The organism is Lacinutrix salivirga (assembly GCF_053604675.1).
In genome coordinates, this window is sequence record NZ_JBSHNP010000065.1 from 1 (window position 1) to 26,038 (window position 26,038).

Below are 26,038 nucleotides of genomic sequence, written 5' to 3' on the forward strand. Positions count from 1 at the left end.
TACTGAATAGGTGTAATCGTAAGTACCAGCTGTTAATACTGTAATATCTATTGGGTTTGGTACTGTTCCGTTAACATCTAACCATGTTCCATTGGTATCTTGTGTACCATCTAATAATGTAAATAAATCGAATGGCGAATTGTCTGTTAAAGCATCTTCACAAATTTCTATTGGTGTTAATGCTTCTCCAGATTCTGGTGCATCTTCTATTGTAATGGTAATAGTTTCCATATCCTCGCATGTACCATTAGACAATGTGTAAGTAAATTGATATGGACTATCTGCTACTGTAAACCCAGTAATATTTATAGAATTAGAAACTGTATTTCCATTACTATCTGTCCAAATACCACTATTATTATCTTGTGTGCCATCTAAAGCATTAAATAAATCATAAGGTGAGTTATTTGTTAAATCGTTTTCACAAAACAAAGCATTAATTGCTGTTCCTGCATTTGGATCTTCTAATATGATTATTTGAACAGTAGTTGAATCTTCAGGACAAGGATTTGTAATGTTTTGAGTATAAGTAAAATTATAGGTTCCTGCTGTAAATAAAGTTAAATCGATTGGTGAAGTCACTGTTGGATCTGTACTCGATGTTCCTTGAGACCATTGTCCATTAGGATCTTCATTATCTAATAAAGTAAATAAATCGAATGCTGAAGGCAATCCACTTTCACAAAAAGAAGCTGGATTTAATCCTGAAGCTATTCCTGATGATAAAGCTTCAAACACAGTTATAGTTACTGTCGAACTGTTTTCTGGACATTCACCATTACTAGGCACTGTATATGTAAACATATAATTCCCTTCTGTTAAAGACGAAATATCCACTGTTCCTTGATGACCATTTGTTGTTGTTAAAGGACCTGACCAAGTTCCATTAGAATCTGGCATCCCTGTTAATTCATCGAATAAATTAATTGCGTTAGTAGGAAGACTATCGTCACAATACTCTAACTCTGCAGAAATTCCAGGTTCGTTTGGAGAATCTATTGTTACAGTTACTGAAGCAGTATTACTCACACAAAAAATTGCATCAACTTGTACATAATATGTATTGCCATTTATTAGTGCTGTAGTATTTGATAATGCAGGAGGAATTGGGTTTCCTGAACCATCCACAGTATCGTACCAACTTACATTTTCGGTAGTTCCAGCATCTAAATCTCCTACTGTAGGGCTATTTAAAGAACAAAATTGCTGATTAGTTGTAGGCATTGGGTCATTTGGAGCATCGAAAACAGCAGTGCTACCAACAATAATCTGTCCTTCGCATCCACTAGAATCAACAAACACTATATAATAATTTGTTGCTCCATCTGGTAATGGATCTGTATTATTAGGTTGATTGGAAAGTGAAAAATCCGTATATATTTCAACTGAACCTCCTGGCGGAATGTTAGGTTGAAGTACTTCATCTATATAAGATTGTATTGTTGGATTTTCGTTGCTACAATATATTCCATCAAGACTTTGAGAAATTGGATTGACTTGAAAATCAATTACAACTGAAGCTCTAGTACCACAAGAACCAGAATTATCGTCGGCATAATATGTTCCTTGACTAAGTAGTTGAGTTCCATTTAAAGCAGTTCCTCCTGTAGATACATTATACCATACAAGACCATTACTGCCTGAAGTAGCATAAGCATTTAAATCATTGATAGTTAACCCAGAAGCATCACAAATGGGAGGAGGATTAGAATTAGCAATAGTAGGGCATTGTGCATTGGCAGACATAGCAGACCAAAAAAACACCAACATAAAGGTCACACAATTTACTGCATGCCTATACAAGCATTTTGTTTTCATAGTAGGTTAAGTTAAAAATGTTGTTAATAGCTTTATTTACATAAAGAATATTAAATTAGAGTATGTCTGAAAATCCCTTCATTAAATCTAATTAAATAATTCTTGTGGTGCAATTTAACTGATTTTTTTGTATTTCAACGATAAATAATGAATTATTTTTCAATTTCTTTGAATCAGTTCGATAAAAGCATAAAAAAACTCATCTAAACTAATAGATGAGTCTTTTAAATTATATAGAGTTTAGATTAATGCTGTAACTCTTCTTCTCCTTCTTTTAAGGGAACATCTTGAGGTACAAAATCAACATCATGACCAGGTTTACTGTAGTCATAAGCCCAACGATGTACATGAGGGATTTCTCCAGGCCAGTTACCATGAATATGTTCTACAGGAGTTGTCCACTCTAAAGTATTTGATTTCCAAGGGTTTTGTATTGCTTTTTTTCCATAAAACATACTAACAAACATATTATAAAGAAATACTAATTGGAAAACACCTCCAATTAAAGCAAAAACTGTAATAATAACATTTACATCTGCTAAATCATCAAATAATGGAAATGCACTATTTGTATAATAACGTCTTGGTAAACCTGCCATACCAATAAAATGCATAGGGAAGAATACACCATAAGCACAAATTGCAGTTACCCAAAAATGAACATATCCTAATTTTTTATTTAGCATACGACCAAACATTTTTGGAAACCAATGATAAATTCCTGCAAACATACCATATAATGCAGATATACCCATTACTAAATGAAAGTGAGCGACAACAAAGTATGTGTCGTGTACGTTAATATCTAAAGCACTATCTCCAAGTATAATTCCTGTTAAACCACCTGTTATAAAAGTAGAAACTAAACCAATAGAAAACAGCATAGCTGGATTCATTTGAAGATTTCCTTTCCATAACGTGGTTATATAGTTAAATGCTTTTACTGCTGAAGGAATAGCAATTAACAAAGTTGTAAATGTAAATACAGATCCTAGGAATGGGTTCATTCCTGAAACAAACATGTGGTGTCCCCAAACAATTGTAGATAAAAATGCAATTGCTAAAATTGAAGCTACCATGGCACGATAACCAAAAATTGGTTTACGAGAATTTGTAGCAATAATTTCGGAAGTAATACCAAGAGCTGGTAATAAAACGATATATACTTCAGGATGGCCTAAAAACCAAAAGAGGTGTTCAAATAATACTGGAGAACCGCCTTGATAATGTAACACTTCCCCTTGAATAAATATATCTGATAAAAAGAATGAAGTACCAAAGCTTCTATCCATTATTAATAACAATGCTGCAGATAGTAATACTGGGAAAGAAACAATACCAATAATAGCAGTTACAAAAAATGCCCAAATGGTAAGAGGTAATCTTGTCATTGACATTCCTTTTGTACGTAAATTAATTACAGTAACTACATAGTTAAGTGATCCTAATAACGATGATGCAATAAAAATAGCCATTGAAACTAACCATAAAGTCATCCCTAAACCAGATCCACCTTGAGCAGATTCCAAAGCACTTAATGGTGGATATATAGTCCATCCTGCTGCTGCTGGTCCTGCCTCAACAAAAAATGAGGACACCATAATAATACTAGACAAAAAGAACAGCCAATAGGATACCATATTTAAGAAGCCTGATGCCATATCTCTAGCACCAATTTGTAATGGAATAAGTAAATTACTAAAAGTACCACTTAAACCTGCTGTTAATACAAAGAATACCATAATGGTACCATGTATTGTAACTAATGCTAAATAAATATCTGCATCCATTACTCCATCTGGAGCCCATTTTCCTAATAATGCTTTAAAAATCACATTTGGCTCTTCTGGCCAAGCGATTTGCATACGCATTAAAAGTGACATAATAACTCCTATAACACCCATAATAGTACCAGTAATTAGGTACTGTTTAGCAATCATTTTATGATCTTGACTAAAAATGTATTTAGTTATAAAAGTCTCTTTATGATGATGTCCATGATCGTCGTGAGAGTGAGTATCTGCGTGTGCTGACATAATCTTTTATCTTTTTAAATCTTTTTATTAATTAAGAGAGTTTGCAAATGTTTTTTGGGTTTTAAGCCAAGCTTCATAATCTTCTTCAGACTCAACAATAATTTTCATTTGCATATTGTAATGTGATTTTCCACAAATTTTATTACATATTAGTAAGTAATCAAATTCGTATCGTTCTAAAGGATCTTCTCCTTTAGCTACCAATTCTTTGCTTTTCTCTACTCTAATTTGGTTAATTTTTTCAACCTTATCGAGCATATCTGGTGTTTGGCGCATATCTTCAGTAGTTACTGTAGGAGTAAAGCCAAACTGAGTAATCATACCTGGAACACAGTTCATTTGTGCTCTAAAATGTGGCATATAAGCTGAGTGTAATACGTCTTGCGAACGCATTTTAAATAATACTGGTCTTCCTACAGGTAAATGTAACTCTGTTGTAATAATATCATCTTGCGCATTAGGATCTGCTTCATCTAGTCCTAAAATATTTGCTCGGTCAATATCAATTAATCTAACGTTTGCTTTTCCTAAAACGTTATCTTCTCCAGCATATCTAGCCTTCCAGTTAAATTGTTGTGCATAAAGTTCAACAACTAAAGTATCTTCTTCTTCTTTAACATTCATAATATCTGTCCAAGTAAACAGACCTTGAATAATTAAACCTGCTAATACGATTACAGGTATTATTGTCCAAATTGCTTCTAATTTATTATTATCTGCAAAAAATAATGCTTTTTTCCCTTTTTCTCCTCTGTATTTAAAAGCGAAATAGTGTAATAAAAATTGAGTTACTGTTTGAACTATGAAGATAATAATCATTGAAATAACCATAAGGTTATCAATAGCTGGTCCATGTTCTGAAGCTGAGTTAGACATTAATGGTAAATCACCATAGTTAACAAAGCAAAATATTGTTATAATATAAATGAAAGCTAGAAAGCCTAACATTAAATATCCATTAACCTTATTATCGTTATCGTTGGCTACTTGATTATCTGATTTACCTGCTTGAGTTAAATCAAATATTTTTACCATTTGCCAAATGGCAACTGAGATAAATACTAAAACTAAAATTGTTAATAAAGCAGTCATTGTTATCGTTCGTCTTTATTTGTATTAATAATGGAAATGTTCGCTTTCTTTTACAAAAGGATTTCTTTTTGGTTCTAAAGGTGCTTTTGTTAAAGCTGTAAATACTATTAGTAAGAATAAACCACCAAATAATAATATAGCTCCTATTTCTGGCACACCTATAAACCATCTATCTCCTACAGTTGCAGGCATGATCATGTTAAACACATCAATATAGTGACCTGCTAATATTACAACTCCTGTCATAACTACAAACCAGTTAATACGTTTATAATCGCTATTCATTAATAGTAATAATGGGAAAATAAAATTCATTGCTAACATCCCAAAAAATGGTAGGTTATAGTCTTCTATTCTGGTTACAAAATACGTTACTTCTTCTGGGATATTGGAATACCAAATTAGCATAAACTGTGAGAACCATAAATAGGTCCAGAAAATACTAAATCCAAACATGAATTTTGCTAAATCATGAATATGACTATCGTTTACTTTAGGCAATAGACCTTTGCCTTTAAGAAACATTGTAATCATTGCTATTACAGTGACAGCACATACCATCATTCCTGCAAAAACATACCACCCAAATAATGTTGAGAACCAATGAGGATCTACACTCATTATCCAATCCCAAGACATAATAGATTCTGTGTAAATAAAAAATACTAAGAATGCAGCAGATATACGGAATGTTTTCTTAAAGTTTTTATTGTCATCTGCATTATCTTGAGCAATTGAGAATTTTCTTGAAAAATGTCTGTACAGCCACCAACCAGCAATAAAAATTAAGCCTCTAATAATAAACCAAGGAACGTTTAACCATGCTTTTTTACCAGCTACTAATTTATCGAACTTTTCACTATCAGGATTTACCATTTCGGAATCCATCCAAATAAATATGGCATTATGTCCTATAAAATGAGATAATGCAGCAATTAGTAAAACAATTAACGCTCCAGGTAGTAGATAAGCTGTTATCCCTTCCATTATTCGAAGTAATAATGGAGACCAACCAGCTTGTGCAGCATATTGTATAGCATAAAATGCTAAAGTTCCTAAAGCTATCATCATGAAAAAGAATGCGGCTACATAAATTGCAGACCAAGGTCTATTGGCAATTTGATGTTGTACATGCTCAACATGTTCTTTATGCTCATTTGCATGATCTGCACTGTGATCTTTTTCTGGATGGGCTTCGTTATGCGAAACCTTCATAGGATGTGTTGCTTCTTCTGCATGTCCTCCACCATGGTGAGCTTCATCAGCCAACATAGTTTCTACTTCCTCAAAAGATTTATGAGAATTCATGAAACCATAACCTACCATTAAAGCTCCTAATACCATAAGTACCAGAGTGGTTATTTTAAGTCTATTTGAAATTGTGTACATATCTATTTATAAACTTTATCTAAATCTTATTTTTCTAAATCTGCTTTTAACTTCAAAACATAAGCTGTTACTTGCCAACGCTCTTCCTCGTTAAGTTGGTTTGCATAACTACCCATAGCATTTTTACCATAGTAAATTGTATGGTATATACTACCTTCTGTTATAGCTCTTCCTGCATCATCAAACCTAGGTATTCCTAATATTTTTTCTCGCTGAACTAGTTTTCCTTTTCCATCGCCTTTATTTCCATGACAAATTGCACAATATATTTGATATAGTGGTCCACCAACTTCATAATCTACTTGTACAGAGTCTAACGGAGACTTTAATGTTTCTTTGGCTAATAAATAACCATCATTATTGTTGTCTATTTCAAAAGGTACATAGCCTCTAGAGATTGATCCTTCTGCTGGTAATTGTGCTTCTATTCCATTTGCAAAAGCATCAGACTCTTGATAGGTTTCGTAAGGCACAGGCTCATACATATTAGGCATGAATTGATAGTTAGGTCTGGATTGTTTTTGACAAGATGCAAAAACAACTAAAACTAGTGCTATTACTGATATTTTTACTAAGCTCTTCATATTACTCAATTAATGCGCTTCTTTATCTACTAAATTAATTTCTACTGCACCAGTTTCTGATAATAACTTGTGTAGTTCTTCTTCATCACCATGAACAGGGATTTCCATTAAAAAGTGATCATCTGTTGTTCTTGGATCAGGGTTTTCAGCTTTTTTAAATGGCCACATTCTACTACGCAAATAAAATGTAATTACCATTAAATGTGCTGCAAAAAACACTGTTAACTCAAACATAATAGGAACAAAGGCTGGCATATTTTCTAAATAGCTAAAACTTGGCTTTCCTCCAATGTTTTGAGGCCAATCTTCAATCATGATATAATTCATCATAACTGTTGCTACTGCTAAACCTATACATCCATAAATAAATGATGCAATTGCTATTCGGGTTGGTGCTAAACCCATTGCTTTGTCTAATCCATGTACAGGAAAAGGCGTATATATTTCTTCGATATGATATTTTTCTGACTTTACCTTTTTAACAGCAGCCATTAACACATCGTCGTCATTATAAATAGCGTGAATTACTTTTGAAGTTTCCATATGCTACTTTTAGTTTATTAATTTTTTAGCTTGTCCTGACCAATCATCACGTTCAGCTCTTCCTGGGAATGAACCTGTAATTTCATCTAACAAGGTATATTCTCTATTTGTCATTTTACTAACCTGAGCAAATGTAAAGATTCCAATACTATTTAAAGTTTCTTCCATTTTTGGTCCAATACCATTAATTTTCTTTAAATCGTCTGCAGTTTGAGTCGCAGGATCAAAGATACCAATACCTTCTAATAGATTACTTACTTTAGTATTCTCTTTAGCGAAAGTAGGTGTTAATGTGGTTTCTTTTGGCAATTTAGTTACTGATGTTCTTTCATCAGAGCCTGTTCCCATTAAACTTTTACCAGAATCTCTAATTGCCTTATACTTATCTCCAGATGATTTTAAAATTGTTTTAACTTCAGCTTGTGCTATTACAGGGAAGGTCCTTGAGTATAGTAAGAATAACACAAAGAAGAAACCAATTGTACCAATAAATATTCCAATATCTACAAATGTAGGTGAGAACATAGTCCATGACGATGGTAAATAATCTCTATGCAATGATGTTACAATAATTACAAAACGCTCAAACCACATTCCTATATTTACTACAATAGAAATAAAGAATGAAAACATTATGCTGGTACGTAATTTTTTAAACCACATAAATTGTGGTGAGAACACATTACAAGACATCATGGCCCAGTATGCCCAAGCATAAGGTCCTGTTGCTCGATTTAAAAATGCGTATTGCTCATATTCAACTCCAGAATACCAAGCTACGAATAACTCTGTAATATAAGCTACACCAACTATAGAACCTGTAATCATAATTACAATGTTCATTAACTCAATGTGCTGTACTGTAATATAATCTTCAAGACTACACACTTTTCTCATAATAATAAGTAGAGTGTTTACCATTGCAAATCCAGAGAAAATTGCTCCTGCAACAAAATAAGGAGGAAAAATAGTGGTATGCCATCCTGGTATTACAGATGTTGCGAAATCAAATGATACAATAGTATGTACAGAAAGTACAAGTGGTGTTGCTAAACCTGCAAGCACTAAAGATACTTCTTCAAAACGTTGCCAATCTTTAGCTCTACCAGTCCAACCGAAACTTAATAAACTATATATTTTCTTTTGAAAAGGCTTAATAGCTCTATCTCTAAGCATAGCAAAATCTGGTAATAAACCTGTCCACCAGAATACTAATGACACAGATAAATAAGTAGAAATTGCAAATACATCCCAAAGTAAAGGAGAGTTAAAATTTACCCATAGCGAACCAAATTGGTTAGGAATAGGTAATACCCAATAGGCTAACCAAGGTCTTCCCATGTGGATTATTGGAAATAAACCTGCTTGTACAACAGAGAAAATAGTCATTGCTTCTGCAGAACGGTTAATTGCCATTCTCCATTTTTGACGGAAAAGTAAAAGTACTGCAGAGATTAGTGTTCCTGCATGACCAATACCAACCCACCAAACGAAGTTAGTAATATCCCAAGCCCAGTTTACGGTTCTGTTTAAACCCCAAGTTCCAATACCTGTTGATACTGTATAAATAATACAACCAATTCCCCAAAGGAAAGCGATAAGTGCAATAGAGAATACAATCCACCATTGTTTGTTTGCTTTACCTTCTACTGGAGCAGCGATATCCACAGTAACATCGTGGTACGACTTTTCTCCGGTAACTAAAGGTCTTCTAATAGGTGCTTCGTAATGAGACGCCATAATTTGTCTATAATTATTACTTAATTAATCTATTTATGCTTTCGTATTTCTCACTTTAGTATGGTACTGAACATTAGGTTTAGTCCCTACATACTCTAATAAGTGATACATACGATCATCTTCTAAAAGTTTTGCAACTTTACTATCTTTATCGTTGATGTCTCCAAACACCATCGCTCCATTGCTACAAGCAGCAGAACAAGCGGTTTGGAATTCACCATCTTTAATTTCTCTTCCGTCGCGTTTTGCATCAAGAATTGTTTTTTGTGTTTTTTGAATACACATAGAACATTTTTCCATAACTCCACGAGAACGTACAACCACATCTGGATTTAAAACCATACGTCCTAAATCATTATTCATGTGGTAGTCAAACTCATCGTTTTCTGCATATAAGAACCAGTTAAAACGACGCACTTTGTAAGGACAGTTATTAGCACAATAACGAGTACCAACACAACGGTTATATGCCATGTGGTTTTGACCTTGACGTCCATGAGCTGTTGCAGCTACAGGACAAACTGTTTCACAAGGTGCATGATTACAATGCTGGCACATTACAGGTTGGAATGATACTTGTGGATTTTCCGCAGGATCTTCTAACTCGCCAAATCCTCCTAAAGATCCATTATCGCCCCAAAGTCCAGAAAAATCTTCTTTCTTTTTGTCATCTTGAGCAAAAGTATCTTCTGAAGAGTAATATCTATCTATACGTAACCAGTGCATATCGCGACTTCTACGTATTTCTTCTTTACCTACAACTGGCACGTTATTTTCTGCATGACATGCAATTACACATGCTCCACATCCTGTACAAGCATTTAAATCTATAGATAGGTTGAAATGATGTCCAATTGAACGATCAAATTCATCCCATAAATCAACTCTAGGGTCTGTTACAGGTGTTTCTTTATGATTTAAAGATACTACTGGAATTGCGTTCCAATGCTCTTTATCCTTCGTATTAAATATTTCGAGTGTAGTTTCTCTAAGGATATCTCCACGACCCATTAAAGTATTTTGCAACTGTACACAAGCAAACTCATGCATTCCAGTTGCTTTTTTAACAACTACATCTTGCGTATTGTTAAAGTTCTGGTATAATTTATAAGCATTAACACCAGTTTTCATTTCATCTTTTAAACCAGCAGTTCTTCCATAACCAAAGGCTAATCCAACAGTGCCTTTTGCTTGGCCTGGTTGAACAATCACAGGCACAGTTATAGTTGTTCCATTAACTGTAACATCTGCATAACTACCATTTAGAGCACCTGTAGCTTCGTATTCATTAACTAACTCTAAGGTCTCGGCATCTGCTTTAGAAACCGTTAGGTAATTGTCCCAAGATGTTCTAGTAATTGGATCTGGAAATTCTTGCAACCAAGGGTTATTTGCTTGTTGACCATCACCCATTCCTGTTTTAGAATATAAGGTTAAAGCCATTCCTGTTGCAGTTGCACTACTCGCTAATGCACTTGCCGCATTACTTGAAGGTGTTTCAGAAATTGATTCTTCTTCTTGTGAAGGAGTTTCTGTTGTAACTGAAGTATTACCTACAAATATACCATCGTGTAACGCTTGGTTAAATGAAGCACCTCCTAAAATTGAAGTGTTCCAAACTTCTTTTATATAATCGTTATACGAATTAGTATTTCCTGTCCATTTTAATAAACAGTCTTGAAATTGTCTTGTATCAAATAAAGGACGAATTGTTGGTTGCATTAAAGCAAAATGTCCTTTTTTAAGCTCAACATCGCCCCAAGACTCTAAGTAATGAGGTGTTGCAGCTATATATTGAGAAGCTTCTGCTGTTTCATCTGCTTTCATAGAAAAAGACACAGATACTTCTGTTTTCTTTAACCCTTCAGCAAAATCACTTGCATTTGGTAAAGTATATAATGGATTAACACCACTCATTAAAATGGCTCCAACCTTACCTGCTTTCATGTCGTTAATTAAAGCCATTACAGCTTTATCGTTACCTTGTCTTGTTTTTATTGGCGATTGAGTATCGAACGCAGCACTTTTTAAAGCTTCATTTATTTCTAAAACTACTGTCTGTGCATTTACATCATTAATACCAGAAACTACAACTGCTTTATTTCCGGCAGCTTTAAGTTCTATAACTGTTTGCTTAACAATTTCGTTTAAACGGTCTGATAAATTTCCTGAAGAGCTACCTCCAACGATATAACCATGTAATTTAGCTAAAACTAATTTTTGCTCATTTGGTGTCAAAGGCACTCGCTTATCTGCACTTGCTCCAGATAAAGACATGTTTGATTCAAATTGAATATGGCGAGACATTTTTCCGTTTTTCGGAACTCTATTTTTTGCATAACCAGAATCAAAACCTCCTCCTTGCCAATCGCCTAAGAAATCTGCACCAACAGAAACCACTGTCATTGCCTTAGAAAAATCGTAGTTTGCCAAAGCACGTTCACCATACTTAGCTTGGTAAGCATCTAAAGCAGCAGATTCTGAAACAGCATCATACACTACATGTTTTACGTTACCAAATTTTTCTGAAAACTCAGCAATTAACTTAGATGTTGTTGGACTAGCATACGTTTGCGTTAAAACAGCTATTTGCTTTCCTGAATTGTTTACATCTGTTAGTGATTTACTTATTTCAGCATCAAAAGTACTCCAAGAAATAGCTTCGCCATTTTTCATTGGACCTTGTACTCTTAAACTATCGTACAAATCTAAAACCGAAGCATTAACTCTAGCATTAGCTCCTGTTGAAGCCATACTATTATTTTCAATTTTAATTGGACGACCTTCGCGAGTTTTAACTAAAACACTTGCAAAATCAAAACCATTAGCAATTGTAGTTGCATAGTAATTTGCAACACCAGGAATAATACGATCTGGCTGTACTACATAAGGTATTGACTTAATGACTGGTCCTTCGCAAGCAGCTAAAGATGCAGCAGCTGTACTAAAACCAACATATTTTAAGAAATCACGACGTGTAGTCGAAGATCCAGACAATGCTTCCTTATTACCTAAGAACTCATCTGTAGGGATTTCGTTTACAAACTCGTTTTGTTTTAGCGTCTCAACAATAGAGCTATCTTTTAGCTCCTCAACACTTTTCCAGTATTTCTTGTTTGATGACATATTATATAATTGAATTACTTCTTATTAATTTTTTATTCCCACTTCCTAAAACACTCATAAAGCGTTTAGCGTGTTTTTTTTTAGTTTTGAGATTACCATTAAATGGCAATATCAATTCTTGTTTTAGTAATGACACTTACCACATTCTAATCCACCCATTTGAGCTACTGTAAGCTTTTCTACTCCATATTTTTTAGAGAGTTGCTCGTGGATTTTAGTATAATAAGCATTATCTTTTACTTTAACATTTGTTTCTCTGTGACAGTTAATACACCATCCCATTGTTAATGGAGAATATTGATACATAATTTCCATTTCTTCTACAGGACCATGACAAGTCTGGCACTCAATACCTCCAACAACAACGTGTTGCGAGTGATTAAAGTAAGCAAAATCTGGTAAATTATGAATACGAACCCATTTTACTGGTTGTGTTTCTCCTGTGTATTTTTGCTCAGCATCATCCCAACCAACAGCTGCATAAAGTTTTTTAATCTCACCATCATAAAATTCTTTACTGTATTCTGGAGTTGCAGTAGTTTCAGCAACTTCCGAAATAGATTTATGACAGTTCATACATACGTTTAATGATGGAATTCCTGAATGCTTACTTACTCTTGCAGAAGAGTGACAATATTTACAGTCAATCCCATTATCTCCTGCGTGTATTTTATGGGAATAATGAATTGGTTGTATTGGCTGATAACCTTGATCTACACCAACTTGCATAAAGTAACCATAAGCGAAATAAGCCGCTGCCAATAAAAAGAATATTGAAGTTACAAGTACTAAAAATTGATTTTGTACAAATGCTTTCCACAATGGTATTCTTTTAGACTCTGCATCTACTTCAATCCTTTTTGCATCTGCAAAACGACGTAACGTTTTATTTACTAAAAACAGACCAGCTGCTAGTAAACCAAAAAGAAGCACTAATGCGCCTAATAAAATTTTATTTGAAATACCACTCTCTTGAGTTGTAGTAGTTGGAACTACTCCAGGAACACCAGTTGGAGCAGGTGCTTTTTCTTGTGCAGTATAAGCTAATATATTATCTATATCTGTGTTAGATAATTGCGGAAAAGCTGTCATGGCTGCGCCATTATACTCCTCATAAATTTTTACAGAGTAAGGATCGCCAGCAGCTACCATACCTGCACTGTTTTTTATCCACTTGTACATCCACTCACGATCTAAGCCTTCTTCTTCCGCTAAACGTGCTTCCACATTACGCAAAGCAGGACCTGTCATTTTTTTATCTAATTTATGGCAAGCAGCACAATTAGTATTAAACAATGCTTTTCCAGCAACTGGATCGCCTTCTTGAGCCGAAAGTGATGTAGAGAATCCTATTAAAATAACTAAGCAAATGCGTAGAAAAGCAGTACTTAATTTACGGTGAATCACCTGTTTCATATTATTAGTTGAGTTATCTTCTAAACTTTGGTACGATTTTTTCATTTAAATCAGAGAAAAAAATACAGTTATAAAATCTTACGCAAAAGTAATACTTAAAGTCGATTTTAGAAATCTAAAAGAAGTGTTAATTGCTAATTTAGAGAAATTCTAAATAATAAAATTGCACTAATTTTAGTTAATAAGATATACATTTGCACTAAATAGTATTTAAAATGAATAGATTACAATTTAATAAATTAGCTTTTTTATTGCTTTTAGCAATAACCGTCTCTACCTTAAGTTTTGCACAACAAGGACAACTTACAGTAAATCAGGATCAAAAAATTGACGAATTACTGACTTTAAAGAAAGAAATTGATGCATCAGACAAGTCTGGCGACCGTTATAAAATACAAATAGAATATGGTAATCGCTCTAAGGTGGAGTCTGCCAGATCAAGGTATTTAAATTCTTATAGCAATTGGAGTTCTACTATTGTTTACGAAACGCCAAATTATAAAGTTTGGGTTGGCAATTTTAGAACTCGTTTAGAAGCCGATCGTGCTTTGGTTAAAATTAAAAAGAAATTTCCTCATGCTTTTATTTTTAAACCGAAAAAAGAGAAAGATTAGAGAAGTGAGAAACTATAAATTAAAAAACCGTTTTCATTTATTTGAAAACGGTTTTTTTGTGTTCTCTATTTAATAAAATCGACAAATAATCTTCTAAATTTATATTGAACTTTTATGTTTTTTTACAGTAAAAGAGCTAAAAATATAACAGTAAAAAAGCACAAACTTTATGGTTTGTGCTTTTAAATACTTTATAAAAAATTGAATTTTACTTCAGTTTCTTTTTAACTTCTACTTCATGGAAGGCTTCTATTACATCGCCTTCTTTTATGTCGTTATAGTTTTTAATTTGCATACCACAATCGTAACCTTTAGTGACTTCTTTAGCATCGTCTTTAAAACGTTTAAGCGATAGTAATTCACCTGTGTAAACCACAACACCTTCTCTAATTAAGCGTATGCCTGCATTTCTGGTAATTTTTCCGTTAGTTACCATACAACCAGCAATAGTTCCAATTTTAGATACTTTAAAGATTTCTCTAATCTCTGCAGTACCCAGAACTTCTTCTTTAACTTCTGGAGATAACATCCCTTCCATTGCATCTTTAAGATCGTTAATGGCATCGTAGATAATAGAATAGGTTCTGATATCGATTTCTTCTTTATCTGCAACCATTCTTGCATTTCCTACTGGTCGTACATTAAATCCTATGATAATGGCATCTGAAGCTGAGGCTAATAACACATCACTTTCTGTAATGGCACCAACACCTTTATGTATAATATTTACATGTATAGCTTCGGTAGATAATTTCTGGAAAGAATCTGTTAAAGCCTCTACAGATCCATCCACATCACCTTTAAGAATAATATTTAATTCTTGGAAGTCTCCAAGTGCAATACGACGTCCAATTTCATCTAACGTAATATGACGTTGTGTTCTTACCGATTGCTCACGTTGTAACTGTGTACGTTTTGTAGCAATTTGTTTTGCTTCGCGTTCATCGTCAAAGACATTAAACTTATCACCTGCTTGTGGTGCGCCATCTAAACCTAGTATAGATACTGGAGTTGATGGTCCTGCTTCTTCTACATCGTTTCCACGCTCATCGTGCATGGCTTTAATTTTACCACTATTTTTACCTGCAAGCACGTAGTCTCCTACTTTAAGAGTTCCTGCTTGTACTAATATAGTAGATACGTAACCACGTCCTTTATCTAAAAAGGCTTCGACTACAGTTCCGTTTGCTCGTTTATTTGGATTGGCTTTTAGTTCCAGTAATTCGGCTTCAAGTAATACTTTTTCTAGTAATTCTTTGACACCTGTTCCAACTTTTGCTGAAATATCGTGAGATTGAATTTTTCCGCCCCAATCTTCAACTAGCAAATTCATTTGTGCTAAACCTTCTTTAATCTTTTCTGGATTAGCATCTGGTTTATCTATTTTATTTATTGCAAAAACAATAGGCACTCCTGCTGCTTGCGCATGCGAAATAGCTTCTTTAGTTTGTGGCATTATATCATCGTCTGCTGCTGCTACAATAATTGCAATATCTGTAACTTGAGCACCACGAGCACGCATAGCTGTAAAGGCTTCGTGACCAGGTGTATCTAAAATTGCAATTTTTTGACCATTATCTAGCTGTACTCCATAGGCACCAATGTGCTGTGTAATACCTCCTGACTCTCCTGCTATTACGTTTTCTTTTCGTATGTAATCTAATAAAGAGGTTTTACCATGATCTACGTGTCCCATTACTGTTACAATTGGCGCACGTGGTTTTAAATCTTCTGGTTTATCTTCTACTTCTTCTATAGATTCTTCTATATCTGCAGTTACAAATTCTACTTGGTAACCAAATTCCTCTGCAACTATGGATAACGTTTCGGCATCTAAACGCTGATTCATTGTTACCATCATTCCTAAGGACATACAAGCCGAAATAATTTGAGTTACAGAAACGTCCATCATTGTAGCAACTTCATTTGCGGTCACAAACTCTGTTACTTTTAATGTTTTGCTTTCTGCTGCTTCGATTTGCTCATCGATTTCAGACTGCTCTCTATGTTGATCTCTTTTATCTCTTCTGTATTTTGCGCCTTTTCCTTTGCTAGATTTACCTTGTAGTTTCTCTAGCGTTTCTCTTACTTGTTTTTTAACATCTTCTTCACTTGGCTCTTCTTTAACAACATTTGGTCTGCGTCCTCCTCCTTTTCTATTGTCTCTAGACCTATTGTTATTTGATCCTGTATTGTTTGATCCTGGTTTACCTGGCTTAGAAATACGACGACGCTTTTTCTTATTAGCGTCTGACGTTTTAGAGTCTTTGCTTTCTGGCTTCTTTTTCTTTGGTTTTTTAAATTGGGTTAAATCAATTTTATCTCCAGCGATTTTTGGACCCGAAAGTTTTTTGTATTGCGTTTCTACTACGCCTCCTGTTTCTTCTTCTTGAGCAACCTCTTCGGCTTTTTCTTCTTTCTTTACAGGTTTTTTAGTTTCTTTTACTGTTTCGGCAGGCTTAGCTTTCTCTTCCTTTGGTTTTGAAGCTTCTTTTTTAGGCGCTTCTTTTTTAGCTTCAACAGGCTCTTTTTTCTCTACTTTTTCTGTTTTAACCTCTTTTTTCTTAGGATCTAAATCAATTTTTCCTACTTTTTTTGGTCCAGATAATGTAGCTGAGGCTTTAACAACCTTTTCTTTTTCGGCTGCTTCAACTGCTGCTGCTTTTTTAGCTTCTTTTTCTTGCTGCGCTTCTAATTCTTTTTCGCGTTGCTCACGTAGTGCTTCTTTTTCTTTAAGTTTTGCCTCACTAACTTCTAAAGATGCAACTTTTTTGTTTGCATCTGTTTGAAACTCATCTGATAAGACATTATAAGTTTCTTGAGAAATTTTTGTAGTAGGACGCTTCTCTATTTCGATGCCTTTGGAATCTAAATATTCCACAGCACGATCTAGAGAGATATTAAGCTCACGTAGTACTTTATTTAATCTAATTGTTTCAGCCATAAATTGCCTTTAACCTTTAATATACCAAATATATGTTAATCTTCAAATTCTTCTTTTAGAATTCTAATAACATCTAAAATTGTTTCTTCTTCTAAATCTGTTCGTTTTACTAAATCGTCCACATCTTGCTCTAAAACACTTTTTGCGGTGTCTAAACCAGCTTTACTAAACTCTTTAATAACCCATGCTTCTATTTCGTCTGAGAATTCGCTTAATTCTACATCTTCTTCTGCGCCTTCTCTAAACACATCTATCTCGTAGCCAGTTAATTGACCTGCTAGACGTATATTGTGTCCTCCACGACCAATGGCTTTACTTACCTCTTCTGGTTTAAGTATTGCTTCTGCACGTTTATTTTCTTCATCAATTTTTATTGATGTTACACGAGCTGGACTTAATGCTCTTGTTATGTATAAGTTTAAATTATTGGTGTAGTTTATTACATCAATATTTTCATTTCCTAATTCACGTACTATTCCATGAATACGAGATCCTTTCATCCCTACACATGCTCCTACAGGATCTATTCTGTCATCATAAGAATCTACAGCTACTTTTGCTTTTTCTCCTGGAATACGCACTACGTTTTTAATGGTAATTAAACCGTCAAAAACCTCTGGTATTTCTTGTTCAAACAGCTTTTCTAAAAACTTAGGTGATGTACGAGACATTACTATTGATGGCTTATTTCCTTTTAGCTCTACGCTATCAATTATTCCTTTTACGTTATCTCCTTTTCTAAAAAAGTCTGATGGTATTTGTTTATCTTTTGGTAAAATAATTTCGTTGCCTTCGTCATCTAACAAAATTACTGCTCTGTGACGTATATGGTGCACTTCTGCAGTATAAATATCTCCAACTAAATCTTTAAATTGCTTGTAGATATTGGTATTATCGTGTTCGTGGATTTTAGAAATTAAGTTTTGACGTAATGCTAAAATAGCACGACGACCAAGGTTTATTAATTTAACTTCTTCAGACACATCTTCTCCAACTTCGAAATCAGGTTCTATTTTACGTGCTTCGCTTAATGATATTTCTTGATTTGGTTCTTCTACTTCTCCATCTGCAACAACTATTCTATTTCTCCAGATCTCTAAATCGCCTTTATCTGGGTTTATGATAATATCAAAATTGTCATCGTCTCCAAATTTTTTCTTAAGTGCATTTCTAAAAACATCTTCTAAAATTGCCATTAATGTAACTCGGTCAATTAACTTATCGTCTTTAAACTCTGAGAACGATTCAATTAACGCTATATTTTCCATAACTCTATGTGAATTAAAATTTTATGATAACTTTCGCTTCTATTATATTATTGTATTCTATTGTAGCTTCCTTACTTACCGTCACTTTACCTTTACCTACTGGCTTAGGTTCTCTTGCTTTCCATTGTAACTCAATCCCACTATCTGTTGCATCAACTAGTTTTGCTTCAATGGTTTGGTCTGCAGTTTTCACTTCAATGGTTCTGCCAACATTTTTTTTATATTGTCTAGCATTTTTTAAAGGTGCTGTTGCGCCTACAGATGCAACATCTAAAGAAAAATCTATTTCCTCTCTATCTAAATTATGCTCAATTGCTCTGCTAATAAAAATACAATCTTGTACAGTTACACCATTATCGCCATCGATAATAACTTCGATTTTATTTTCTCCATTTATAGAAAAGTCGATTAAAAACAAATCTGGTCGTTCTGCTAATCCATTTTCTAGTAAATCTTTAACGGTTTCTTTAAACATTTTTTAGTATAAAAAGAGGGGACTTTCCGTCCCCTCGCTTTTCTTTTTTCTTTCAACGATGCAAATGTACAATTTTTTTATTGATTTACCCAAGTATTAAAATGTCAAATTTTATTCTTAAATTTATAGGAAAGACTAACTACAAACCATCCACACCTATGAAAAAAATTTTAGTTCCTACCGATTTTTCTAAAGAAGCAGAACAGGCATTAAAAGTTGCTGCTAATATTGCTAAACGACATGATTGCGAAATTCACCTTTTACACATGTTAGGTTTACCTGTTCAACAATCTGATATCCTTGGTGGTAGTGCAGATTTACCTGAGGCAATGTATTTTATGAAATTAGCGCACAAACAGTTTGAAGAGTTGCTTGCAAAAGAGTTTTTAAATGGGTTAAACATAATTGAAACTGTAGAATTTCATGATGTTGCTACAGGAATTATAGAAGCTTCTAAAGATAATAACACAGACTTAATAATTATGGGATCTCATGGTGCAGATGGATTAAAAGAAATGTTTATTGGGTCTAATGCTGAAAAAATTGTACGTCAAGCTGATGTTCCTGTTCTGGTTATTAAAAATGATCATGACGATTTTAATGTTGAACATTTTGTATTTGCATCGGATTTTAAAAATGATAATAAAGAAACCTACAAACAAGCTGTAAAATTAGCTGAAGCCTTTAATGCTAAAATACATTTGTTAATGGTAAACACGGTTGGAAATTTTACAACTTCTGCAACATCTAATGCCAGAATGTTAGATTTTATTGAAGGTATTCCCTTTAAAAACTACACCATGAACATCTATAATGATGAAACTGTTGAAAAAGGAATTCTTAATTTTTCGCATATTATCGATGCCGATTTAATTGGGATTAGTACACACGGAAGACAAGGAATTGCTCACTTTTTTAACGGAAGCATTAGTGAAGACTTGGTAAATCATGCAAAACGGCCTGTAATTACCTTTAAAATATAATTAAAAATAAAAAATCCCAATCAAAAATGATTGGGATTTTAGTTGTGAGTTGGCCCACTAGGGATCGAACCTAGACTCTTCGGTACCAAAAACCGACGTGTTGCCAGTTACACCATAGGCCATTCGTGTAATGAGGTGGCAAATTTAATACAATTATTTATTTGCACAAACATTTTTTTAATAAAATAATACAAATTCCTTAACGTTAACTTAAAAACCTTAACAGTTACATATTTATTATTAAATTCGCCGAAGCAAATAAACATAAATTACATGATACACTTCAACTTTAAAAAATGGAATACCATTTTAGGTTGGTTTGCCTTTCTTATAGCTCTTATAGTATATACACTTACTGTGGAACCAACTGTGAGTTATTGGGATGCTGGCGAATATATTTTAACCTCTTCTAAACTTCAAGTTGGTCATCCGCCTGGAGCTCCATTTTTTCAAATGGTTGGTGCTTTCTTTTCTACATTTACTTTTGGAGACAATGAGTCTATTGGCTGGATGATGAATATGGTTAGTGCTGTTTGCAGTGCTTTTACTATACTTTTTATGTTTTGGACTATCTCGTTACTTTTAAAAAAGATTGCTTTATTTACTACTAACGCTTCAGAAAACACAATTTTATCTAAGCAAAATTACATTGCTATTTTAGGTAGTGCTTTTGTTGGTAGCTTAGCTTTTGCTTTTACAGATTCTTTTTGGTTTAATGCTGTAGAAACCGAAGTTTACGCAATGGCAACATTAATTATGTCTATTTTATTTTGGTTAGGATTGCGTTGGGAACAGGATATGGACAAACCAAGAGGGAACAAATGGTTAATTTTAATTGCCTTTATAATTGGTTTATCGTTTGGAGTACACTTTATGGGATTATTAACAATTCCTGCAATTGGATTAATATATTATTTTAAAAACTATAAAGAAGTTACTATAAAAAACTTCATTATTGCAAACATAGTTTCTGTTGCAGTACTACTATTTGTGTTTAAATTATTAGCACCAAACATTCTTAGGTTTTTTAGTGTATTAGAAATTTTCTTTGTGAATAGTGTTGGACTTCCTTTTAATTCTGGCTCAATAATCGCTGCAATTCTATTAATTGCTGCTATTTATTTTGGTTTAAAATATACACGAGATAAAGGTTACACGCATTTAAACACAGGTATTTTATGTTTAACTTTTGTTATTATTGGATTCTCTTCTTGGACTATGTTGCCTATTCGAGCAAACGCAAACGTAGTAATTAATGAAAATAACCCTTCTAGTGCAAGAGAACTTTTAGCATATTATAATTTAGAACAGTATCCTGAAACACACTTGTTTTATGGTCCTCAATTTACAGATCAATATTCTGGTTTAGATGAAAATGAACCTTATGTAGATGATAAACCTAAATATGAAAAAGATTTACAAAAAGGCAAATACGTAATTGTTAACGAATATAAAAAAGCAAAGCAAAATTATAACTCTAAACACGCCTCTTTTTTACCTAGAATGTGGAGTGGAGAAAATGCCGAAAATTATATGATTTTTACTGGTTATTTAGATTTTAATCTTAAACCAGAATACCAATTGGAAAACAGGTTAAGAGCTGCAATTACAGATTTTAAAAACGATGTGGCACAAGGCAATGTAGATTATGAAGATTATAATGACTTTTTAAAACAGTTTAGTCAATATATTGATGTTGAAAAACCTTCGTTAGGAAAAAATGTAGCTTATATGTTAGAGTACCAATTAGGATACATGTATTGGCGTTATTTTATGTGGAATTTCTCTGGAAGACAAGACGATATTCAAGGACGCTACGATAATCATGGAAATTGGATTAGCGGAATTAAACCTATAGACGAATGGCATTTAGGACTCTCACAAGATAATTTAGCAAGTGATGTAGAAAATAACAAGGCAAGAAATACCTATTACTTTTTACCTCTAATTTTTGGTTTAATTGGTTTGTTCTTCCTTTTTAATAAAGACAAAAAACTGTTTTGGGTAATGTTAGTATTCTTCCTCTTTACAGGACTAGCTATACAAGTATATACCAACGTAAGACCTTTTGAGCCTAGAGAGCGTGATTACTCTGTAGTAGGATCCTTTTATGTTTTTGCTTTATGGATTGGTTTTGGTGTTTATGCTATTTACGATTTTGTAAAGCGCTACACTACTGCTTCATTTCTAGCTCCTGCAATTACAGTTATAAGTTTATTATTAGTGCCAGGAATTTTAATTGCAAACAATTGGGACGATCATGATAGATCTGGTAAATATACTGCAAGATCAATGGCTAAAAAGTATTTAGATTCTTGTGCAGAAAATGGCATATTATTTTCCATTGGAGATAACGATACTTTTGCACTTTGGTATGCACAAGAAATCGAAGGCTATCGTACAGATGTGCGTGTGGTTAACACTAGTTTATTTCAAACAGACTGGTATATAGACCAAATGAAACGTAAAGCTTACGAGAGTGATCCAATACCTTCTAAATTAGTACACGACCAATACAAACATGGCACACGAGATTACATAATGAAACGTGAAATCTCTAAAGATACTATGGATATTAAAGCGTTTATGGATTTTATTACAAGTGATAATCCTAAAACAAAATTTAAGTTTATTTTACAACAACAAGGTGATAATCCAAACGATTATCCTGCGCAATTAATAAACTCTAATTATTTTCCTGTGGAGAATGTTAGCATTCCTGTAAATAAACAAAAAGTATTAGCAAATGGCATTGTTAAACCAAAAGACGAATCCAGAATTGCAGATAGTTTAAATATAAGAATTACTGATAATGCTATTTATAAAAATAGATTATTAATGCTAGACATTGTGGCAACTAATGATTGGGAACGACCAATTTATTTTACAGGTGGCGCATTTGGTAACGACGATTATATTTGGATGAAGGACTACTTACAACTAGATGGAATGGTTTATAAATTAGTGCCAATTAAAACACCAGTAGATAGAGCAAACCCATTTGATATGGGACGCGTAGATAGCGATTTAATGTATGATAAAGTAGTTAATTGGAATTGGGGAAATAGTGGAAGTAACAACATCTACCATGATCCTGAAACACGTAAAAACTCAATAACCTATAGAGGTAATTTAGCTCGTTTAATTGAGCAATTAATTAATGAAGATAAGTTAGATAAAGCTGAAGAAATTGCAGATATAGCTATGGAAAATATGCCAGTAAATAATTATGGCTATTACACCTTACTAGAGCCATACATAAGTGCATATTACGAAGTTAATGCTAAAGATAAAGCAAGACAATTATTTAAAGACGTCTCTATTAAATACCAAGAAAATTTAAGCTATTATAGTGAATTGTCTTACGAGAATCAAAAAACATATTTCTCAGACATAATAACAGATATTGAACGTTACAAAAGCTTAATAGATGTTTTAATTGAATATGATGAAACTTTTGGCAGATCTGAGTCGCAAACTTTTAATGACTATTTAAAAAAGTTTAAGCATTTTGGAGCTGGAGAGGACGAGGAAACTAAACCAGATATAGACTTACAGTCTAATAATAACAACCAAATTGAAGAAGATTCTCTAGAAGACTAATGATTTTTAATATTGTTAAAATACCATTAATTATAAAGAAATTATTCCCAAGCTATGTTTGGGAATTTTCTTTAAAAGAAAAAGTGATTTACTTAACTTTTGATGATGGTCCAACTCCTGAAATTACAGAATGGACTTTAAAAACCTTAGATCATTATAATGCTAAAGCAACCTTTTTTTGTATTGGAGAAAATGTAATTAAACATCCTGAAATTTTTAACTCTATTTTAAAAAATGGCCATAGTATTGGCAACCATACTCAAAACCATTTAAGAGGCTGGAAAACCTCAACAGAGACTTACATAAAAAACACAGAAAAAGCTCAAAGTGTTATTAACCTTCAAATTAAGGACTTCAATAAAAATTCTAAACAAAAATTATTTAGACCTCCTTATGGACAAATAACTCCTAAACAAGGAAAAAAACTTAGAGCTTTAGGCTATAAAATTATGATGTGGACTTGCGTGGCATTTGATTGGGATGATAAGGTTACGCCTGCACAATGTTTAAAAAATATAACTTCTAAAACTACAGCAGGAAATATTGTAGTATTTCATGATAGTGTAAAGGCTTCTAAAAACATGCAATATGCTTTGCCCAAAGTGTTAGACTATTTTAGTAAAAAAGGGTATGCGTTTAAAGCAATAGGGAGTTAAAAGCGTTTTTAAACGTATTCTTGGATGAGACCAATTAGTGTATTGGCATCTTGCTCACCACTTTGGCGCCATTTCATTTCACCATTTTTGTAGATAATTAAAGTGGGTAAACCTTTAACTCTAAGCGCTTCTGCAAGCTCTTTGTTTTTATCTACATCAATTTTAATGACTTTAGCTTTATCTCCAAGCGCAGCAGCAACATCTCTTAAAACGGCATGCATAGCTGTTGATTGCTCATTCCACTCTGTAAAAAACTCTAACAGAACAGGAATGTTAATATCTATAAGCTCTCCAAATTTTGACATATCCTAAGTATTAATTAAAGGCTATTAGTACAAACCTACACAATTTTTATCAATTTTGATGAAACGATTTGTTTTACACTGTTCGACATAACTAAAAATACAAAATATCTTATTAAAAGTAGTATTTTATAATTATTAAGCATTTCCTGTACCTCGTTTAAGCTCTATAACTGTAATTTCTGGCCAAATACCTATACGACCAGGAAATGCTAAATACCCAAAACCTCTATTTACATGTAAAAATTTACCTGCTTCCTTATATAATCCTGCCCATTTTGGATATCTGTATTTTACAGGACTCCATTTAAAATTAAAATAAGGAATTTCTATTCCAAATTGCATTCCATGTGTATGTCCTGCTAAAGTTAAATGGATGTGCTTTTCAAAATTAATAACGTTGGTCTCATCAATTACAATATCATGATTATTGATATCGGTATTATTTAATTCCATTTTTTTAAAATCGAAGTGCGATGGGTCGTGAGATAATAAAATATTAAAGGCATTATTATCTATACCTTTTGTAGCTTCAACAAGGCTTCCTCGTTTAGGAAAATGACGAGATGCGCCCCAATTTTCTACACCAATAATATTTATATGTTGTCCGTTTTTTTCAATCTGGCGGTTTTCATTTAAAAGCAAATCAAACCCAATATTTTTATGTACTGCTTCAATTTCAATTTGATTTTTTCGATTTAACTCCACATCTCCTCCATAAGCATAATAGCCATAATCATGATTCCCTAACACTGAATATTTTCCGTCTTTTGCTTCTAATTTATCAAAAACAGGAATCCATTTTTGCATCTCTTCGGCTTTGGTATTTACAATATCTCCTGTAAATAAAATAGCATCACTTTCTTGCTCGTTTATTAGGCTAACACCATATTCTATCTCCTCTCTACTTTCTAAACTACCTGAATGAATATCACTAATTTGTGTGATTTTATAACCATCGAAAGCTTCTGGTAAATCTTCAAAATATAACGAATATTTAAGGACTTTATAATTGTATTTTCCTTTAGTAATACCATATAAAAAAGAAGCAAATGGCAAAGCTGCAAGACCTAAGGCTAATTTAGATATAAACGCTCGCCTACCATGAAAACTCACTGCAGTAACCTCATTAGTTGTGGTAGCTTTTTTAAATGCATAAACTAAGGTTCTAAAAACATCTTCGCCAAAAAGCAGTGTAATTATTACAATTTTTGGCAAAAACCAAGTGAATAAAAAGGCGACAGCATAACCATGCCCATTGGTAAAGCTTTCGCCACGAACAAAATTAGAATAGTAGTACACAAAATTACCAAAAACTAATGCACTAAATAACCAATATGCAATATAAATCCAGATGTTTTTGGTAATAGTTCTAACTGCCTGAAAGGCATAGAGATCTATAAGACCTAATAATAAAAGTAAAACAATCCAACGCAACATATTTTTTTT

At 33.2% G+C, this 26,038-nt stretch carries 18 protein-coding genes and 1 tRNA gene; 4 read left to right on the forward strand and 15 right to left on the reverse strand.

From position 1 onward, the window contains the following. The 9 genes from ACVC5O_RS02555 to ACVC5O_RS02595 all read right to left on the reverse strand — a co-directional run. Positions 1–1,818, reverse strand: a 1,818-nt coding sequence (locus ACVC5O_RS02555; protein WP_452219898.1) for a hypothetical protein, incomplete at its 3' end; no start/stop codon positions are given. A gap of 245 nt (positions 1,819–2,063) precedes the next feature. Further along, positions 2,064–3,854 (reverse strand): cytochrome c oxidase subunit I, encoded by a 1,791-nt coding sequence (locus ACVC5O_RS02560; protein WP_452219899.1) that lies wholly within the window; start codon positions 3,852–3,854, stop codon positions 2,064–2,066. A 27-nt stretch (positions 3,855–3,881) separates the two neighbouring features. Beyond that, positions 3,882–4,946, reverse strand: coding sequence for a cytochrome c oxidase subunit II (locus tag ACVC5O_RS02565; RefSeq protein WP_452219900.1), 1,065 nt, complete (start codon positions 4,944–4,946; stop codon positions 3,882–3,884). Positions 4,947–4,970: 24 nt separating this feature from the next. Continuing rightward, a complete protein-coding gene (locus ACVC5O_RS02570; RefSeq protein ID WP_452219901.1) occupies positions 4,971–6,335 on the reverse strand; it encodes a quinol:cytochrome C oxidoreductase in 1,365 nt (454 codons plus the stop codon). A gap of 26 nt (positions 6,336–6,361) precedes the next feature. After that, positions 6,362–6,919: a c-type cytochrome gene (locus tag ACVC5O_RS02575; protein ID WP_452219902.1), complete on the reverse strand. Its 558-nt coding sequence runs from the start codon at positions 6,917–6,919 to the stop codon at positions 6,362–6,364. 9 nt (positions 6,920–6,928) lie between these two features. Then, entirely contained in the window at positions 6,929–7,462 is a 534-nt protein-coding gene (locus tag ACVC5O_RS02580) for a DUF3341 domain-containing protein (RefSeq protein WP_452219903.1), read from the reverse strand. A 9-nt stretch (positions 7,463–7,471) separates the two neighbouring features. Further along, positions 7,472–9,202, reverse strand: coding sequence for an NrfD/PsrC family molybdoenzyme membrane anchor subunit (nrfD, locus tag ACVC5O_RS02585; protein ID WP_452219904.1), 1,731 nt, complete (start codon positions 9,200–9,202; stop codon positions 7,472–7,474). Between the two features lie 33 nt (positions 9,203–9,235). Beyond that, positions 9,236–12,328, reverse strand: coding sequence for a TAT-variant-translocated molybdopterin oxidoreductase (locus ACVC5O_RS02590; RefSeq protein ID WP_452219905.1), 3,093 nt, complete (start codon positions 12,326–12,328; stop codon positions 9,236–9,238). Between the two features lie 123 nt (positions 12,329–12,451). After that, complete coding sequence (locus tag ACVC5O_RS02595) at positions 12,452–13,744, reverse strand: c-type cytochrome (protein ID WP_452219923.1); 1,293 nt, start codon at positions 13,742–13,744, stop codon at positions 12,452–12,454. 215 nt (positions 13,745–13,959) lie between these two features. Between ACVC5O_RS02595 and ACVC5O_RS02600 the strand changes: the two genes are divergently transcribed. After that, positions 13,960–14,358, forward strand: coding sequence for an SPOR domain-containing protein (locus ACVC5O_RS02600; RefSeq protein WP_452219906.1), 399 nt, complete (start codon positions 13,960–13,962; stop codon positions 14,356–14,358). A gap of 208 nt (positions 14,359–14,566) precedes the next feature. Here the strand turns inward: ACVC5O_RS02600 and infB are convergent, their stop codons facing one another. Genes infB through rimP form a run of 3 tightly spaced genes read right to left on the reverse strand, consistent with a single transcriptional unit; the run spans position 14,567 to position 19,045 of the window. Then, positions 14,567–17,302, reverse strand: a complete 2,736-nt coding sequence (gene infB, locus ACVC5O_RS02605; RefSeq protein ID WP_452219907.1) for a translation initiation factor IF-2 — start codon at positions 17,300–17,302, stop codon at positions 14,567–14,569. A gap of 35 nt (positions 17,303–17,337) precedes the next feature. Continuing rightward, positions 17,338–18,570, reverse strand: a complete 1,233-nt coding sequence (gene nusA, locus ACVC5O_RS02610) for a transcription termination factor NusA (protein WP_452219908.1) — start codon at positions 18,568–18,570, stop codon at positions 17,338–17,340. Between the two features lie 13 nt (positions 18,571–18,583). After that, positions 18,584–19,045, reverse strand: coding sequence for a ribosome assembly cofactor RimP (gene rimP, locus ACVC5O_RS02615; protein WP_452219909.1), 462 nt, complete (start codon positions 19,043–19,045; stop codon positions 18,584–18,586). 158 nt (positions 19,046–19,203) lie between these two features. Between rimP and ACVC5O_RS02620 the strand changes: the two genes are divergently transcribed. Next, entirely contained in the window at positions 19,204–20,028 is an 825-nt protein-coding gene (locus ACVC5O_RS02620; protein ID WP_452219910.1) for a universal stress protein, read from the forward strand. A gap of 49 nt (positions 20,029–20,077) precedes the next feature. Here ACVC5O_RS02620 and ACVC5O_RS02625 read toward each other — a convergent pair. Further along, a tRNA-Gln gene (locus tag ACVC5O_RS02625) sits at positions 20,078–20,150 on the reverse strand. Between the two features lie 151 nt (positions 20,151–20,301). Between ACVC5O_RS02625 and ACVC5O_RS02630 the strand changes: the two genes are divergently transcribed. Both ACVC5O_RS02630 and ACVC5O_RS02635 read left to right on the forward strand, forming a co-directional pair. After that, a complete protein-coding gene (locus ACVC5O_RS02630; RefSeq protein WP_452219911.1) occupies positions 20,302–23,631 on the forward strand; it encodes a glycosyltransferase family 117 protein in 3,330 nt (1,109 codons plus the stop codon). Next, positions 23,631–24,287 (forward strand): polysaccharide deacetylase family protein, encoded by a 657-nt coding sequence (locus ACVC5O_RS02635; protein WP_452219912.1) that lies wholly within the window; start codon positions 23,631–23,633, stop codon positions 24,285–24,287. The genes ACVC5O_RS02630 and ACVC5O_RS02635 overlap by 1 nt, the downstream gene beginning before the upstream one ends. 8 nt (positions 24,288–24,295) lie before the next feature. Here the strand turns inward: ACVC5O_RS02635 and ACVC5O_RS02640 are convergent, their stop codons facing one another. Together ACVC5O_RS02640 and ACVC5O_RS02645 are read right to left on the reverse strand one after the other, a co-directional pair. Continuing rightward, the gene (locus tag ACVC5O_RS02640; RefSeq protein ID WP_452219913.1) at positions 24,296–24,592 is read right to left on the reverse strand and encodes a thioredoxin family protein; all 297 of its coding nucleotides are present in this window, start codon (positions 24,590–24,592) and stop codon (positions 24,296–24,298) included. 135 nt (positions 24,593–24,727) lie between these two features. After that, positions 24,728–26,029, reverse strand: coding sequence for a metallophosphoesterase (locus ACVC5O_RS02645; RefSeq protein ID WP_452219914.1), 1,302 nt, complete (start codon positions 26,027–26,029; stop codon positions 24,728–24,730). Positions 26,030–26,038 lie beyond the last annotated feature (9 nt).